Here is a 14,320-nt window from a genome sequence, read left to right as displayed (position 1 = left end):
GCGAACGCGCGCGGGATCAAGCGCTGCACTCACCGCCGCGGCTGCGGTTCGCTGGACATCGGCTGCGCGGGCACGATGACCGGTTGAGGTGCCGGAGTGGGCTGCATCGGCGTCGCAGTGGGCGAGGGCATCACCAGCGGTGAGGTTGCAGTCAGCTGCAGCAGCGCTGCCCAGTCCTGCCGGTTGAAGCTGCATTCGTCCTCGCGACCTGGCGTGCAGCCGGGGTCGATGCCGGTGCTGTTGCGTTCGCGTGCCGGAGGCAGCTTGATCAGCCCCGTACGATCCAGCTGCAGCAACCGCATCGCTACGGTGTTCATCACGTTGCCACCGACCAGGTACAGGGTCTGGTCGCCGCCGAGGTTGGCCGCCACCACCACTTCGCAATGCGATTTCCAGTGGCCCACCGAGCCATTGCCCAGTGCCTGCACCAGCCCGCTGTAGCTGAGCGTGGTGCTGCGGTCGCGCAGGAAGCACAGCAGGTCGCCCGGTGCGGGTTTGGCCGTGGCCGGGTCGACCAGCCGGTACGGCACGCCCGAGGGGCCGCCCTGGTAGGCGGCACGGATGTAGTCGATGTGGCGTGGCGACGTATTGAAGCCAGGAACGCCGGACTGCACCATCACCCAGGAAATGAACGCGGCCGACCATGGGTTGTCGATCAGGAAGGCGCGGCAGTCGCTGTCGGTGTAGCGCGTGCCCAACGGCGCCAGGCAGCTGCTGGCGCCCGCGATGCTGCCCATCGCATTGAGCGTGCCGCTGTTGCGCCAGTAGCCGGCCACGCGCTGCCAGGCGATCAGGCCATTGTCTGCCAGGTGATCGCTTTCGGCCTCGGTGACGCTGAGGCTGGCGGCACGGCCTTCACGATCGATGAAGGGCCGGTACCAGAGCCGGTGCTCATTGCAGGCGGTGTTGCGGATGGCCACCGCCAACGGACTCAGACCGAAGCGGGGCGGAACATCGCAGGCCTCGGCGGCCGCTGCGGACAACGGAGCCGCGGCCAGCAGCAGGCAGGCAGGCAAGAGCATCCGGCGCATGCGCGGCTCCTGTGGGGGATACCTCAGCGTCGCAGCGCTGTCGTGAACGCCGGGTGTGAGAACGGGGTCAGATCCCTTTTCCATGGAAAAGGAATCGGCCCCCACGCCAGGCCTCAACCCGGCGGCGGGCCCAGCTTCAGCGACAGATCGATGGCCTGCACGTGCTTGGTCAGTCCACCGATGGAGATGCAGTCAACGCCGTCCTCGGCGATCGAACGCAGGCCACCCAGGCCCACGCTGCCGGATACTTCCAGCGGAATGCGGCCCGCCGTGATGCGCACTGCCTCGCGGCGCAGGTCGGGGCTGAAGTCATCCAGCAGGATGCGCTCGCAACCGGCTTCCAGCGCCTGGCGCAGCTGGGCCAGGTCCTCGACCTCGACCACCAGCGGCAGCGCGGGCCATTGCCGGCGCGCGGCGGCCACCGCCGCGGCCAGCGAACCGGCGGCACGGATGTGGTTTTCCTTCAGCATCACCGTGTCATAGAGGCCGAAGCGGTGGTTGTCACCGCCGCCACAGCGCACCGCGTACTTCTGCGCCAGGCGCAGGCCAGGCAGAGTCTTGCGGGTGTCGAGGATGCGCGTGCCGGTACCGGCCACCGCCGCCACGTAGCGGGCAGTGGTGGTGGCGGTGCCAGACAGCGTCTGCAGGAAGTTCAGCGAGGTGCGCTCGGCGCTGACCAGGCTGCGGCTGCGCCCGTGCAGCAGGGCCAGCACGGTGCCTGCGGTGACTGCGTCACCTTCGGAGACACGCCATTCGATGCGCACGTCCGGGTCGAGTGCGCGGTGGGTGGCGTCGAACCACGGACGGCCGGCAATCACCCCGTCCTGCTTGCACAGCAGGTAAGCGCTGTCGGCCTGGTCGGGCAGCAGGGCGGCGGTGACGTCGCCGCTGCCCAGGTCCTCGGCCAGCGCACGCGCGACATCGGCGGCGACAACGGCCGCATCCGGCGTCGGCAGCGCGCTCATGCGGCCGGGAAGTCGGCGATCTGGGCGGTCGGGATGGCTTCCTCGGCCAGCAGCACCGGGATGCCGTCGTCAACGCGGAACACCTGCTTGCGGTCGCGGGTGACCAGCGCTTCGCGCAGTGGCTGCGCCAGCGGGTTGCCATCGGCCTTGTTCACCGCGCCGGCGGAAATGGCCTTGTTGAGGGCTTCCAGGCCCTTGCCATCCAGTAGGGACAGGGGCTGGCGGGTGTCCGGCGACACCAGCAGGTCGAGCAGCTTGCGATCCATGGTTCTTCGTCTTGCGTGGAAGATGGCTAGAATACGTCTTTAAGGCAGGTGACGGCCAATGACCCCCAACCCGATCGCGCCGCTTGTCGGCATCGTCATGGGTTCCCGTTCCGACTGGGAAACCATGCAGCACGCCGCCCAGAAGCTTGAAGCCCTGGGTGTTCCGTTCGAAGTGAAGGTGGTGTCCGCGCATCGGACGCCGGATGTGTTGTTCAGTTACGCCGAGCAGGCGGGTCCGCGTGGCCTGCGCGCGATCATCGCCGGCGCCGGCGGGGCCGCCCACCTGCCGGGCATGATCGCCGCCAAGACCGCCGTGCCGGTGCTGGGCGTGCCGGTGCAGTCCAAGGCCCTCAACGGCATGGATTCGCTGCTGTCGATCGTGCAGATGCCGGCCGGCATCCCGGTCGCCACCTTCGCCATCGGCAATGCCGGAGCGTCCAACGCGGCGCTGTTCGCTGCTGCGATGCTGGCCAGCGACCAGCCGGCGATCGGCCAGGCGCTCGACGCCTTCCGTGCACGCCAGACCGAACACGTGATGGCCCACGACGATCCGCGCCAATGAGCCTGACCGTCGGCATCCTGGGCGGCGGCCAGCTCGCCCGCATGATGGTCCTGGCCGGTGCGCCGCTGGGACTGCGCTTCCAGCTGTACGACCCGGCGGCCGACGCCTGCAGTGGCCCGCTGGCGCCGCTCACCGTCGGTGCCTTCGATGACCGCCACGCGCTGGCGGAGTTCGCCGCCAAGGTCGATGTGGTCACTTTCGATTTCGAGAACGTGCCCGCAGACAGCGCGCAGTTCCTGGCCAACCGCGTGCCGGTCTATCCGCCGCCGGCCGCGCTGGCGGTGGCCCAGGACCGGTTGAGCGAGAAGACCCTGTTCCAGCAGTTGGGCATCCCGCTGCCGGCCTTCGCTGATATCCGCAGCCGTGACGAGCTGGCTGCGAAGGCGGCTGAGTTCGGCCTGCCGTGCATCCTCAAGACCCGCCGCCTTGGTTATGACGGAAAGGGCCAGTTCCGCCTGCGCAGCGAGGCCGACATCGACGCCGCGTGGGATGCACTGGGCGCGCAGGTCGAGCGTACCGGCCTGATCCTGGAAGGCTTCGTGGCGTTCCAGCGCGAGGTCAGCGTGGTCGCCGTGCGTGGCCGCGATGGCAGCTTCGAAGCCTGGCCGGTCACCGGCAACTGGCATGTCGACGGCGTGCTGTCGGCCAGCGTGGCACCGGCTGTGCTGTCCGATGCCGAGCAGCAGGCCGCGATCGGCTATGCCCGCCGTGTCGCCGAGCACCTGCAGTACGTCGGCGTGTTCGCGCTGGAGCTGTTCTGTCGCGATGGCGAGCTGTTGGCCAACGAGATGGCGCCGCGCGTACACAACTCCGGCCACTGGACCATCGAGGGCAGCGAGACCTCGCAGTTCGAGAACCATCTGCGTGCCGTGCTGGGCCTGCCGCTGGGCAGCACCCGCATGCTTGGCCACGCCTGCATGCTGAACTGGCTGGGTGCGATGCCGGACCCGGCACCGGTGCTGGGCCAGGCCAGCGGCCATTGGCACGACTATGGCAAGGAGCCGCGCGAAGGCCGCAAGGTCGGCCACGCCACGTTGCGCGATGACGATGCTGCCGCGTTGGCCGATGCGCTGGAGCAGGTCGGCCTGGAGCTGGATCGCCAGGCCCAGGTGGCGCCGGCGGTGCACGCGCTGCGCAATCGCTGAGTCCGGTAGTGCCGGCCGCTGGCCGGCAGTGCAACGCTGTGGCGCGCCGGTGCAGGCGTCGGCGCAACATTCCCGGTGGTAGCGTGGAACTCCTTTTACAGGAGTCACGACCATGCTCGACTGGAATGCCTACCGCAAGGAACTGAAGGGCCGTATCGGTGAGATCGGCAGGCTCTCACCGGATACGGTCAAGGGCTACGCCACCCTGGCCAACGCTGGCGCGCAGACCAACCACCTCGATGCGAAGACCCGCGAGCTGATCGCGTTGGCGGTGGCGGTGACCACCCGCTGCGACGGTTGCATCACCGTGCACGTGGATGCCGCGCTGAAGCACGGTGCCAACCGCGAGGAAATCGCCGAGGCGCTGGGTGTGGCGGTGTCGCTCAATGCCGGTGCGGCGCTGGTGTACTCGGCGCGGGTGATGGATGCGGTGGCCGCGCACGAGAACGCGTGAAGCCACGCTCTGCTTTCCGGTAGTGCCGGCCGCTGGCCGGCAGATTCGCCATCTCTGTACACCGATGGGGATGCCGGCCAGCGGCCGGCACCACCCCGGGGCGGAGCCGTTGCCTCAGCGTAGCTGGCTCTCAGCGAATTCCCAGTTGACCATCTGCCAGAACGCGTCCAGATAGCGCGCGCGATCATTCTGGTAGTCGGTGTAGTAGGCGTGCTCCCAGACATCGCAGCACAGCAGCGGCGTGCTTTCACCCGTCAGCGGCGTGCCGGCATTGCGGGTCGCCTGGATGCCCAGCTGCCCGCCCGGATGCTGCACCAGCCACACCCAGCCGGAGCCGAACAGGCCCAGCGCGGTGCGGTTGAATTCCTCGCGCAGGCGCTGCACGTCGCCAAACTGACGCTTCACCAGCTCGCCCAGGCGGCCCTGCGGTTCGCCACCGCCACGAGGCCGCAGGCACTGCCAGTAGAAGCCGTGGTTCCACGCCTGGGCGGCCGCATCGAACAGCTTGCCCTGGGCCTGGCGGACGATCTCTTCCAGTGACGCGTCTTCCCACTCGGTGCCGAGGATGCCGGCATTGACCGCATCCACGTAGGCGCGATGGTGGCGGCCGTGGTGCAGCTCCAGGGTCTGTGCGGACAGGTGCGGCTGCAGGGAGCCGGAAAGGTAGGGCAGGGCAGGCAATTCGACAGGCATGGACAGGTTCGTGGCCAGAGGGGCGGCGGCAGCCGGTTCCATCCGCTTACAATGGCGGCTACCGTGGGCAGTCTAGCCGACCACCGCGGTCGGTTTGTCCGGCGAAGCAAGGAGTGAGGTTGTGGCGGTAATGCAGCAAATCCAGGCCGAGGTCGATCGTTACCCACTCGTGCTGTTCATGAAGGGCACCCCGCAATACCCGATGTGCGGTTTCTCCAGCCGCGCCGTACAGGCGTTGATGGCAGCCGGCGCGGTCACCCTGCGCACCGTCAACGTGCTGGAAGAACCCGAGATCCGCGCCAACCTGCCGCGGTTCTCCAACCTGCCGACCTTCCCGCAGCTGTTCATCAATGGAGAGCTGATCGGCGGCTGCGACATCGTCCTGGAACTGTTTGAAGCCGGCGAGCTCAAGCGCATCGTCGAAGAGGCGACCCAGGGATGAGTGCCTGGCCATCGACGTCACCGACCAACGGGGCGCTCGATGGCCGCCCGTTGCAGGATCGCGTGGTGCTGGTTGCCGGCGCCGGCGGTGGGCTGGGCAGTGCGGCGGCCGTTGCCGCCGCCGCCGCCGGGGCCACCGTGGTCCTGCTGGGCCGCAAGCCGCGCCGCCTGGACCGTGTCTACGCCCAGGTCCAGGCCGTCGGCCCGGAACCGCTGCTGTATCCGCTGGATCTGGAGGGTGCGGGCCCCGACGACTATGCCGAACTGGCCCAGGCCCTGCAGCGCGAGCTGGGGCGCCTGGATGGAGTGCTGGTCTGTGCCGCCCATTTCCCCGGATTGACCCCGTTCGAACTGGCCGACCCGGCCAGTTTCGCCCGTGCGGTGCATGTCACGCTCACTGCCCCGGCGTGGCTGGCCCAGGCCTGCCTGCCGCTGCTGCGGCAGCGCGAGGACGCGGCCCTGGTGTTTGCGGTCGATGCCTCCGAACGGGTGGGGCAGGCCTATTGGGGGGGATACGGTGTGGCCCAGCATGGCCTGCGCGGGCTCATCACCAGCCTTCATGACGAACTCGGCCGCAGCCCGGTGCGGGTCAGCGGCCTGTATCCGGGCCCCCTGCGCACGGCGCTGCGCGCCAGGGCCTATTCCGTCGACCAGGACCCGGCCGCCCGGGGCCCGGAGGCCGCCGCTGCGGCGGCCGTGACCCTGCTGTCCGGCGCTGGGCTTGCCTGGCGGGGCCGGGTTCTCGACGCCAGTGAGGCGCTCCTGCCGGAATGAGGCCGGGGGAAAGGCGGAGTGAAGAACCCGTCACGATTGCGTTGCGATCCGGTGCCGTTTGTCGCACAACCGTCACATTGATGGCGTAGCGTGTTAATCTAGTGTTAACCGTTATGGCTGCCTTCAGCCAAGCGGTAGGGAACCCCAGATAAATCTCCGACCAGCCACCCGCAGGGCTGTTTGGATGCGCTTTTTTTCCGCCATCGCCAACTCGCATCGAGGCTACCGAAAAATGACCCACCCACTCCGGATGTCCAAGCTCACCCTTGGTCTCGTGGCTGCGCTCGCCGCCGCTCCCGCCTTCGCCCAGAGCACCTCTGCCGGTGTCGGCGGCCAGGTGATGTCCGCCGCAGGCCAGCCTGTCGCCGGCGCTGAAGTCACCATCACCCACACCGAGTCGGGCACCGTTTCGCGTGCCACCACCGATGCGTCGGGTCGATACAACGCGCGCGGCCTGCGCGTGGGTGGTCCGTACACCATCACCATCACCAAGTCCGGTGAAGGTACCAAGACCGAAGAGGGTGTCTACCTGAACCTGAACCAGGTCAACACCGTCAACGCCAACCTGGGCGGTGACCTGGCTGCGACCAACCTGGACGCGGTGAACGTTGTTGCGACCGCCGGCGGCCTGGACCTGTTCAGCGCCAACAAGATGGGCACCGGCAGCAACGTGACCCGCGAAACGATGGACGCGCTGCCGTCGGCCAACCGCAACATCCAGGACTACATCCGCCTGGACCCGCGCATCTCGCAGGTCAGCAAGGCTGACGGTGCGATCTCGGCCGGTGGCCAGAACACCCGCTACAACGCCATCCGCATCGACGGCATCAGCGCCTCCGATCCGTTCGGCCTGGGCTCCAACAACCTGCCGACCGAGCGTCAGCCGGTGTCGATGGACGCCATCCAGGAAATCAACATCGACCTGGCCAACTACGACACCACCATCTCCGGCGGTACCGGTGCGGTGATCAACGCCGTGACCAAGTCGGGTACCAACGAGTTCCACGGCACCGTGTACGGCTCGTACCGCGACAAGGACATGGTCCGTTCGCGCCTGGAAGGTGACAAGTCGGACTTCAATGGTTTCAAGGACGAGAAGACCTACGGCATGACGTTCGGCGGTCCGATCCTCAAGGACAAGCTGTTCTTCTTCACCAACTATGAAAAGTACGAGCGTAGCGGCGGCGGCGTGAGCCTGAGTGACAGCCCGTACAACAAGGATCCGTCCAAGGGCGGCATCAGTGACGCCGATATCTCGGCAGTCCAGAAGCGCATGAGTGATCTGGGCTATCCGGTCGGCGGCGTTGACGGTCTGAACAACAAGACGACGATCGAAGAGTACGCCGTCAAGCTCGACTGGAACATCAACGAGAACCACCGTGCGGCCTTGCGCTACAACAAGATGAAGCAGGACGTCGTCCGCTTCCCGCAGGTCAGCAGCAGCGCGCTGTCGCTGAGTGACTTCTGGTACACCCAGCCGACCCAGTACGAAACCTGGATGGGTGAACTGTTCAGTGACTGGTCTGAGAACTTCTCGACCGAGTTCAAGGTTTCGCACAAGGACTACTCGTCCAATCGTGTCGCGGCCTCGCACCTGCCGCAGATGCGCGTGCGCTTCGGCAACAACTCGCTGTACCTGGGCACCGAGCAGAACACTCACACCAACTTGGTCGAGTCGAAGGAGCTGAGCGCCTTCGGTGCTGGTACCTGGTACATCGGTGACCACACCGTCAAGTTCGGTTTCGATTACACCGACAATAACCTGATGAACTTCTACGGCCGTAATCTGTACGGCGCGTATGACTTCCGCGACTTGGCGTCGTTCCTGAAGGGTACCGCCAACGGCTACCAGCTGCGGGTGCCGCGTCCGGGTGGCAGCTTGGATGATATTCCGGCCAAGTTCCATCTGAAGAACACTGGCCTGTTCATCCAGGACACCTGGGCGATCAACTACAACCTGAGCCTGATGTTTGGTGTCCGTCTCGATATCCCGGACTTCACCAGCCAGAACAAGTACAACACCGACATCCAGTCGCGCTACGGCTACGACAACACCAAGCTGGTGGACAAGAGCCTGTTCCAGCCGCGTGTTGGCTTCAACTACACCTTCGACAGCGATCGTCCGACTCAGCTGCGTGGTGGCGTTGGCTTGTTCGGCGGTGCAGCACCGAACGTGTGGCTGGCAGGTGCCTACCAGAACACCGGTCTGAACTACGTTGAGTACAACGTCAGTGGCAACCCGGGTGGTTTCAGTGCTGATGCCGACAATCCGTTCATTCCGGATCCGTCGAAGATCATTGCTCGCCAGAACGTGGACATTATCGCTCCGGGCACCCGCCTGCCGTCGGTGTGGAAGGCCAACCTGGCGTTCGACCATGAGCTGCCGTGGTACGGCATCGTGGCGTCGGCTGAAGTGCTGTTCACCAAGGTCAAGGATGGTCTGTACTTCGAACGTCTGGACCTGACGGACGGCAAGGGCAAGGGTGCGACCTTCGTTTCGGCGCAGGACGGTCGTGAGCTCTACTGGAACCCGGCAGGTCTGAATCAGGCCAACAGCAAGATCGACAGCCGTTCCGGCGACAACCTTGGTATGGAAAACGGCACCAACGGCGCGCTGAACCGCGCCAACCGTCCGAACAACATCGGTGACGTGATGTTGCTGCGCAACACCGACAAGGGTCGTGGCAGCCAGGCTACCTTCTCGCTGGCCAAGCCGCTGACCGAGAACTGGGGCTGGTCGCTGGGTTACACCTACACCCAGTCGAAGGAAGTGAGCCCGCTGACCAGCTCGCAGAACACCTCGAACTGGAACAACACCCAGATCCTGAACGCCAACGAGAACATCGCGTACAACTCGCGCTATGCGATCAAGGACCGTATCACCGGCACCCTGGAGTGGAAGCACAACTTCTTCGGTGACAACGCTACCCGTATCGGCCTGTTCTACGAAGGTCGCTCGGGCCGTCCGTACAGCTACGTGTTCTACAACGATGCCAACGGCGACAGTGCGATCGGCAACGATCTGTTCTACGTGCCGAAGGGTGTGGGCGACGTGCTGTTCACTGGCGGCGCAACGATGGAGAAGAAGTTCTTCGATTGGCTGGCGCAGAACCCGGAACTCGATGCCTACCGTGGCAGCGTGGTCCCGGCCAACTCGCACCGCGCCAAGTGGGTCAACAGCTTCGACGTCCGCATCAGCCAGGAATTCCCGGGCTTCGTGAAGGGTCACAAGGGTGAAGTCGCCCTCGACATCATGAATGTCGGCAACCTGCTGAACAAGAAGTGGGGCCTGATCGACGACTACGGCTTCTATGCAACCCGCCGCGTGGGCAACTTCGCAGGTATCGATCCGGCCACCGGGAAGTATGTGTACTCGTTCACCGGTGCGGATGATTCGTCGATCCAGGAAAACAACAACGACAAGGGCAACACTGCCGTGTCGCGTTGGTCCATGCAGCTGACTGTGAAGTACAAGTTCTGATCAATCAGAGCCTGAAGCGGTAAGTGAAAACGGCCGGGGAAACCCGGCCGTTTTCCGTTCAGGCGAAAGTCCTTGCGGGCCACTCTGCATCGGCGTAGCATCCGGAAATGTGCGCGGTGCCAACGCCGCCGATGCGGTCCCGGAAAGGCGAACGCGGGGAGCACACATCCAACGGTCGGGCTTCCCGGCCGTTTTGCTTTTTAAGGGGGCGGCAGTACAGTCGGAAACCTTGAAGGAAGCAAAAAATTGGACATGACCACGAACGAAAAATCAGCCCGCGCACTGCCGGTGCAGGACGCACGGATCTACCCGCGCGGTGGGCTGGATGTGCTGTCGCGGGCCGAAGTGGCCCGCCTGCGCGATGCCTCTGCCGGCGGCATGCACGAGCTGCTGCGCCGCTGCGCGCTGGCCGTGCTGACCAGCGGCAGTGCCTCTGACGATCCGCGCGCGGCGCGCGATCTGTATCCCGATTTCGACATCCAGGTCGCGCAGCAGGATCGCGGCGTGCGCATCGACCTGGTCAACGCACCGGCCATGGCCTTCGTCGATGGCGAGATCATCCGCGGTGTTGCCGAACTGCTGTTCGCCGTGGTGCGTGACCTGGCCTACATGGCCATCGAGATGGGCCCTGCCTACGCGGCCGAGCTGGAGTCGTCCGAGGGCATCACCAACGCGGTGTTCGGCCTGCTGCGCAATGCGCGCATCCTCAACCCGGGTGACCCGAACCTGGTGGTGTGCTGGGGCGGCCACTCGATCTCGCGCGACGAGTATCTGTACACCAAGCAGGTGGGCTATGAACTGGGCCTGCGCGGCCTGGACATCTGCACCGGCTGCGGCCCGGGCGCGATGAAGGGTCCGATGAAGGGTGCCACGATCGCACATGCCAAGCAGCGCCGTACCGTGACGCGCTACATCGGCCTGACCGAGCCGGGCATCATCGCCGCCGAGTCGCCGAACCCGATCGTCAACCACCTGGTGATCATGCCGGACATCGAGAAGCGCCTGGAGGCCTTCGTCCGCATCGGCCACGGCATCATCGTGTTCGCCGGTGGCGTCGGTACCGCCGAGGAGATCCTGTACCTGCTCGGCATCCTGCTGCGCGAGGAAAACAAGGACCTGCCGTTCCCGCTTATCCTGACCGGACCGACCGTGGCGGCGCCGTACTTCGAGCAGATCGACCGCTTCATCCGTCTGACCCTGGGTGACGCGGCCGCCGAGCGCTACGAGATCATCATCGGCGACCCGGTGGCGGTGGCGAAGAAGATGGCCAATGGCATCAAGCGCGTGCGCGAGCACCGCCTGGCGCAGAAGGACTCGTTCTTCTTCAACTGGTCGATCGAGATTCCGTGGGAGTACCAGCAGCCGTTCGTGCCCACCCACGAGGCGATGGCCGCATTGGACCTGCACCACGGGCGTGCGCCGCACGCGCTGGCGGCCGACCTGCGCCGCGCGTTCTCGGGCATCGTCGCCGGCAACGTGAAGGAAGACGGCATGCGTCGCATCGAACAGTTCGGACCGTTCCAGATCCATGGCGACCCGGACATGATGCAGGCGCTGGACGCGTTGCTGCGCGCTTTCGTCGAGCAGCGCCGGATGAAGATCTCTGGCGAATACCAGCCCTGCTACCAGGTGCTGGCCTGAGCCCGGGCCGGCGCGATGGGGATCGCGCCGGCCGGGGTGGGAAGGTGCGGGTCGTCAAGGCTTTGACGCCCGTCGCCCTGGATTGACCGTTCATCCTGCCGCCGCTTGCCGGTGGCGGGACGATGGCCCATCGTGGCCATCAACACGCTGGGGAGCGTCCAATGTCTTTGCGCCGGCAAAACGGCTTCACGCTGGTCGAGTTGATGATCACGCTGGTCATCCTGGTCATTCTGGCCAGCATCTCCTATCCCAGCTTCCGCACCGCGATGCGCTCGAACCGGCTGACCACCACCAACAACGAGGTGATCGGTCTGTTGTCGCTCGCTCGCAGCGAGGCCATCCGCAACCGCCATGGTGGCGGGGTGTGCGGCAGCAGCAACGGCACGTCCTGCGATGGTGAGTGGAGCAAGGGCATGCTGGCCTGGGGCGACGCCGATGGCGATGGCTCCGTCAGCGGCAGCGAAAGCGTGCTGCGCTTCTCCAAGGGCAGCAGCAGCCTGGCGGTCGAGGCTCCCAGCCCAACCGTCATCACCTTCGATTCCCAGGGGCGCCGCCGCGCGTCCGCCGACCAGGTCGTGAGCCTGGTGCCGCAAGGCTGCAAGACGGGTGACCCCATGCGGACCCTGACCGTCCTGTTCTCCGGGCAGGTCCGCTCCACCGCAGGAACCTGCAAATGAAACGTCGTCGTTCCGGCATGGGCGGGCCTGCCCGCAGTCGTGGCTTCAGCCTGATCGAGGTGCTGATCGCGCTGCTGGTGCTGGCGTTCGGCCTGCTTGGCTTTGCGCTGCTGCAGACCATGAACGTGCGGTTCGTGCAGAGCGCCAGCCAGCGCACCCAGGCCACCAGCCTGGCCTACGATCTGATCGAGCTGATGCGCGTACAGCGCAGCGAAACCCTCAACGGTGGCGAATACACCAAGGCCTCCTTCACTGCCGGCTCGGTCACCGCGCCGGCTGGCCCCTGCACCTGGCCCAACAGTGCCGACGTGACAGCCTCCAAGGCGAACGTGGCGCGCTGGCAATGCCAGGTCGTCAAGGTGCTGGGAGGCAAGGCCAGCGCCAACGTGACCGTCAATGATGGTCTGGTCACGGTGGGCATCGGCTGGGGAGACGAGCGATGGAACGCAGCCAATCCCGACAGCATCACCACGTTCACCCTGGTTACCCGTCTATGAAGCGCGCGCCTTCCGCTGCCAGCCATGCGGCTGGCCTCTCGCTGGTTGAACTGCTGATCTCGCTGGTCATCGGCCTGGTGCTGATGCTGGGCGTGACCCAGATCTTCATGGCTTCGCGGGCGGCCTCACAGCTGTCCGAAGGTGTCGCGCGCACCCAGGAGAACGCCCGATTCGCGTTGGAGTTCCTCGAGCGCGACATCCGGATGGCCGGGCACATGGGCTGCGTGAATGACCAGGCGCACCTGGTGCGCGCCCAGGACAGTGTCAAGGTCAACATTGCCGGCGTGAAGTCGGGTGATGGCAGCCCGATGGACTTTTCGGTGCCGATCCAGGGTTACGAGGCACAGGGCACCGCGCCTGGCAACAAGCTGACCCTCGGCGCAAGCTGGGGGGCTGCCGGCAGCACGCCGTCGGCGATCACCAATCTGAAGCCCAAACCGCTTGGCGGCAGCGACATCATCGTGATGCGCTACCTGGCGCCGGAAGGCTCGCCGGTGCTGTCCATCGGCTCCGGTACTTCGCCGGACATCACGATCGCCAGTGACGCGGCGGCCCGCCTGTCGGCCGGTGCCGTCACCACGCCCTCGGCGTTTGCCGTGGCCGATTGCAGCAAAGTGGACGTGTTTGCCGGAAAAATCGCCGGCAGCACGATCACGGCCAGCAAAGCCGATCTCTCGGCGTATTCGGCCAACAACGCGGTGACCATGGTCTATCGGGTGGAATCGATGGCGTACTACGTGGCAACGAATACCGCCGGCGAACCCGCGCTGTACCGCGCGCGTGGCGCTGGCGACAATACGTTCGCCACCGGTGAGGAGCTGGTGGAAGGCATTGAGAGCCTGCAGTTCCTCTACGGCCAGGATACCGAGACGGCGATCAGCAGCACCGCGCCGCCGACCGGGGTAATCGCCTTCCAGAAGACTGCCAGCGGGGTCAGTACCGGTACCGATGCTGCCGCTGTCGCCGCGTGGCGACGGGTTGGCCTGGTGCAGTTTGGACTGCTGGTGCGCAGCCCGCAGCGCGCCGCGGCCGAGCAGGCCAATACGGCCGTGGCCCAGCTGGGCGTGCTCGGCGTTGGCTTCAATCCGCCCACGACCTACGACGATCGTTACCGTGCCTCCTACGAGGTGTCCGTGGCACTGCGCAACCGACTGTTCGGGAACTGACCCATGAAGCCCTCCGTCTCCCGTCGATTGCAGGGGCGTACGCAGCAGCGCGGTGCGGTGCTGTACGTGGCTCTGATGCTGTTGATCCTGCTGTCGCTGATCGGCGTGGTCGGCATGCAGGTGGCGAGCATGCAGGAGCGCATGTCCTCCAACTACCGGGCCGCCAACGTGGCGTTCCAGGCCAGCGAGCGGGCGGTCCGTGACGCCGAGCGGTCGATCGAGGAGATCGACAACAATACCGGCGACGGCGGCTCGTTGAAGGCTGACGCCATCAAGCGCATCTGCGATGACGGCTTCGATCCCACCCGCTGGGTGGGAGAGCAGAAACTGTCGGCGGCGCCGGTGGTCAGCGTGCGCCGCATCGACGCCTGCATCCAGGGCGAATCGACGCTGGGCATGGGCACGCCGGAAAGCGAAGAGCCCACCCGCGTCTACCAGATCACCGCGTTCGGCTCCGATCGCGATGCCGCCACCAGCAACGAGGGTACTTCCTCGGCGGCTGTCGACACTGTTTTCAAGCTTTGAGG

The 14,320-nt window shown here is 65.9% G+C and carries 15 protein-coding genes; 11 read left to right on the top strand and 4 right to left on the bottom strand.

Translation table 11 applies throughout. From position 1 onward, the window contains the following. Positions 1 to 29 precede the first annotated feature (29 nt). The 3 genes from AC5P8Y_RS16125 to AC5P8Y_RS16115 all read right to left on the bottom strand — a co-directional run bounded on the left by AC5P8Y_RS16125 (position 30) and on the right by AC5P8Y_RS16115 (position 2,262). Positions 30 to 1,031: a DUF2272 domain-containing protein gene (locus tag AC5P8Y_RS16125; RefSeq protein WP_005412807.1), complete on the bottom strand. Its 1,002-nt coding sequence runs from the start codon at positions 1,029 to 1,031 to the stop codon at positions 30 to 32. A gap of 113 nt (positions 1,032 to 1,144) precedes the next feature. Continuing rightward, complete coding sequence (nadC, locus tag AC5P8Y_RS16120; protein ID WP_005408846.1) at positions 1,145 to 1,996, bottom strand: carboxylating nicotinate-nucleotide diphosphorylase; 852 nt, start codon at positions 1,994 to 1,996, stop codon at positions 1,145 to 1,147. Beyond that, positions 1,993 to 2,262, bottom strand: coding sequence for a Trm112 family protein (locus tag AC5P8Y_RS16115; RefSeq protein WP_005408847.1), 270 nt, complete (start codon positions 2,260 to 2,262; stop codon positions 1,993 to 1,995). The genes nadC and AC5P8Y_RS16115 overlap by 4 nt, the downstream gene beginning before the upstream one ends. Positions 2,263 to 2,320: 58 nt before the next feature. Between AC5P8Y_RS16115 and purE the strand changes: the two genes are divergently transcribed. The 3 genes from purE (at position 2,321) to AC5P8Y_RS16100 (ending at position 4,423) form a co-directional block, all read left to right on the top strand. Next, complete coding sequence (gene purE / locus AC5P8Y_RS16110; protein ID WP_495202089.1) at positions 2,321 to 2,824, top strand: 5-(carboxyamino)imidazole ribonucleotide mutase; 504 nt, start codon at positions 2,321 to 2,323, stop codon at positions 2,822 to 2,824. Then, positions 2,821 to 3,969, top strand: coding sequence for a 5-(carboxyamino)imidazole ribonucleotide synthase (locus AC5P8Y_RS16105; RefSeq protein ID WP_049431897.1), 1,149 nt, complete (start codon positions 2,821 to 2,823; stop codon positions 3,967 to 3,969). The genes purE and AC5P8Y_RS16105 overlap by 4 nt, the downstream gene beginning before the upstream one ends. Positions 3,970 to 4,081: 112 nt before the next feature. Continuing rightward, on the top strand, positions 4,082 to 4,423 hold the full coding sequence (locus tag AC5P8Y_RS16100) for a carboxymuconolactone decarboxylase family protein (RefSeq protein WP_049431900.1): 342 nt from the start codon (positions 4,082 to 4,084) through the stop codon (positions 4,421 to 4,423). A 114-nt stretch (positions 4,424 to 4,537) separates the two neighbouring features. Here AC5P8Y_RS16100 and AC5P8Y_RS16095 read toward each other — a convergent pair whose 3' ends face one another. Continuing rightward, positions 4,538 to 5,116, bottom strand: a complete 579-nt coding sequence (locus AC5P8Y_RS16095) for a superoxide dismutase (protein WP_032966020.1) — start codon at positions 5,114 to 5,116, stop codon at positions 4,538 to 4,540. A gap of 121 nt (positions 5,117 to 5,237) precedes the next feature. Here AC5P8Y_RS16095 and grxD point away from each other — a divergent pair, with 121 nt between their 5' ends. The 8 genes from grxD (at position 5,238) to AC5P8Y_RS16055 (ending at position 14,318) form a co-directional block, all read left to right on the top strand. Continuing rightward, entirely contained in the window at positions 5,238 to 5,558 is a 321-nt protein-coding gene (gene grxD, locus AC5P8Y_RS16090) for a Grx4 family monothiol glutaredoxin (RefSeq protein ID WP_005408852.1), read from the top strand. Then, complete coding sequence (locus tag AC5P8Y_RS16085) at positions 5,555 to 6,331, top strand: SDR family NAD(P)-dependent oxidoreductase (RefSeq protein ID WP_049431903.1); 777 nt, start codon at positions 5,555 to 5,557, stop codon at positions 6,329 to 6,331. Before grxD ends, AC5P8Y_RS16085 begins: the two co-directional genes overlap by 4 nt. A gap of 232 nt (positions 6,332 to 6,563) precedes the next feature. After that, positions 6,564 to 9,812 carry a TonB-dependent receptor gene (locus AC5P8Y_RS16080; RefSeq protein ID WP_080354653.1) on the top strand — a complete coding sequence of 1,083 codons (3,249 nt, stop codon included), beginning with the start codon at positions 6,564 to 6,566 and terminating at the stop codon, positions 9,810 to 9,812. Between the two features lie 252 nt (positions 9,813 to 10,064). Next, on the top strand, positions 10,065 to 11,453 hold the full coding sequence (gene ppnN, locus AC5P8Y_RS16075; protein ID WP_005408855.1) for a nucleotide 5'-monophosphate nucleosidase PpnN: 1,389 nt from the start codon (positions 10,065 to 10,067) through the stop codon (positions 11,451 to 11,453). A 161-nt stretch (positions 11,454 to 11,614) separates the two neighbouring features. Further along, positions 11,615 to 12,130, top strand: a complete 516-nt coding sequence (locus AC5P8Y_RS16070; RefSeq protein ID WP_005408856.1) for a GspH/FimT family pseudopilin — start codon at positions 11,615 to 11,617, stop codon at positions 12,128 to 12,130. After that, the gene (gene pilV, locus AC5P8Y_RS16065; RefSeq protein ID WP_005408857.1) at positions 12,127 to 12,627 is read left to right on the top strand and encodes a type IV pilus modification protein PilV; all 501 of its coding nucleotides are present in this window, start codon (positions 12,127 to 12,129) and stop codon (positions 12,625 to 12,627) included. Before AC5P8Y_RS16070 ends, pilV begins: the two co-directional genes overlap by 4 nt. Next, a complete protein-coding gene (locus tag AC5P8Y_RS16060) occupies positions 12,624 to 13,793 on the top strand; it encodes a PilW family protein (protein WP_005408858.1) in 1,170 nt (389 codons plus the stop codon). The genes pilV and AC5P8Y_RS16060 overlap by 4 nt, the downstream gene beginning before the upstream one ends. Before the next feature lie 3 nt (positions 13,794 to 13,796). Next, complete coding sequence (locus AC5P8Y_RS16055) at positions 13,797 to 14,318, top strand: pilus assembly PilX family protein (RefSeq protein WP_049431909.1); 522 nt, start codon at positions 13,797 to 13,799, stop codon at positions 14,316 to 14,318. The last annotated feature ends 2 nt before the right edge of the window (positions 14,319 to 14,320 follow it).

It is taken from the genome of Stenotrophomonas sp. YJH_SMC_12-1 (genome assembly GCF_059370935.1).
The sequence above is the reverse complement of the archived record's forward strand: the minus strand, read 5'-3'. Positions and strand labels throughout refer to the sequence as shown.

Bases quoted from the DNA above. Each gene is read 5' to 3' on its own strand.
- AC5P8Y_RS16080 (WP_080354653.1), top strand. From the start codon at position 6,564: ATGACCCACCCACTCCGGATGTCCAAGCTCACCCTTGGTCTCGTGGCT.
- nadC (WP_005408846.1), bottom strand. From the start codon at position 1,996: ATGAGCGCGCTGCCGACGCCGGATGCGGCCGTTGTCGCCGCCGATGTC.
- purE (WP_495202089.1), top strand. From the start codon at position 2,321: ATGACCCCCAACCCGATCGCGCCGCTTGTCGGCATCGTCATGGGTTCC.
- AC5P8Y_RS16060 (WP_005408858.1), top strand. From the start codon at position 12,624: ATGAAGCGCGCGCCTTCCGCTGCCAGCCATGCGGCTGGCCTCTCGCTG.
- AC5P8Y_RS16085 (WP_049431903.1), top strand. From the start codon at position 5,555: ATGAGTGCCTGGCCATCGACGTCACCGACCAACGGGGCGCTCGATGGC.
- AC5P8Y_RS16095 (WP_032966020.1), bottom strand. From the start codon at position 5,116: ATGCCTGTCGAATTGCCTGCCCTGCCCTACCTTTCCGGCTCCCTGCAG.
- pilV (WP_005408857.1), top strand. From the start codon at position 12,127: ATGAAACGTCGTCGTTCCGGCATGGGCGGGCCTGCCCGCAGTCGTGGC.
- AC5P8Y_RS16070 (WP_005408856.1), top strand. From the start codon at position 11,615: ATGTCTTTGCGCCGGCAAAACGGCTTCACGCTGGTCGAGTTGATGATC.
- AC5P8Y_RS16100 (WP_049431900.1), top strand. From the start codon at position 4,082: ATGCTCGACTGGAATGCCTACCGCAAGGAACTGAAGGGCCGTATCGGT.
- ppnN (WP_005408855.1), top strand. From the start codon at position 10,065: ATGACCACGAACGAAAAATCAGCCCGCGCACTGCCGGTGCAGGACGCA.
- AC5P8Y_RS16105 (WP_049431897.1), top strand. From the start codon at position 2,821: ATGAGCCTGACCGTCGGCATCCTGGGCGGCGGCCAGCTCGCCCGCATG.
- AC5P8Y_RS16125 (WP_005412807.1), bottom strand. From the start codon at position 1,031: ATGCGCCGGATGCTCTTGCCTGCCTGCCTGCTGCTGGCCGCGGCTCCG.
- AC5P8Y_RS16115 (WP_005408847.1), bottom strand. From the start codon at position 2,262: ATGGATCGCAAGCTGCTCGACCTGCTGGTGTCGCCGGACACCCGCCAG.
- AC5P8Y_RS16055 (WP_049431909.1), top strand. From the start codon at position 13,797: ATGAAGCCCTCCGTCTCCCGTCGATTGCAGGGGCGTACGCAGCAGCGC.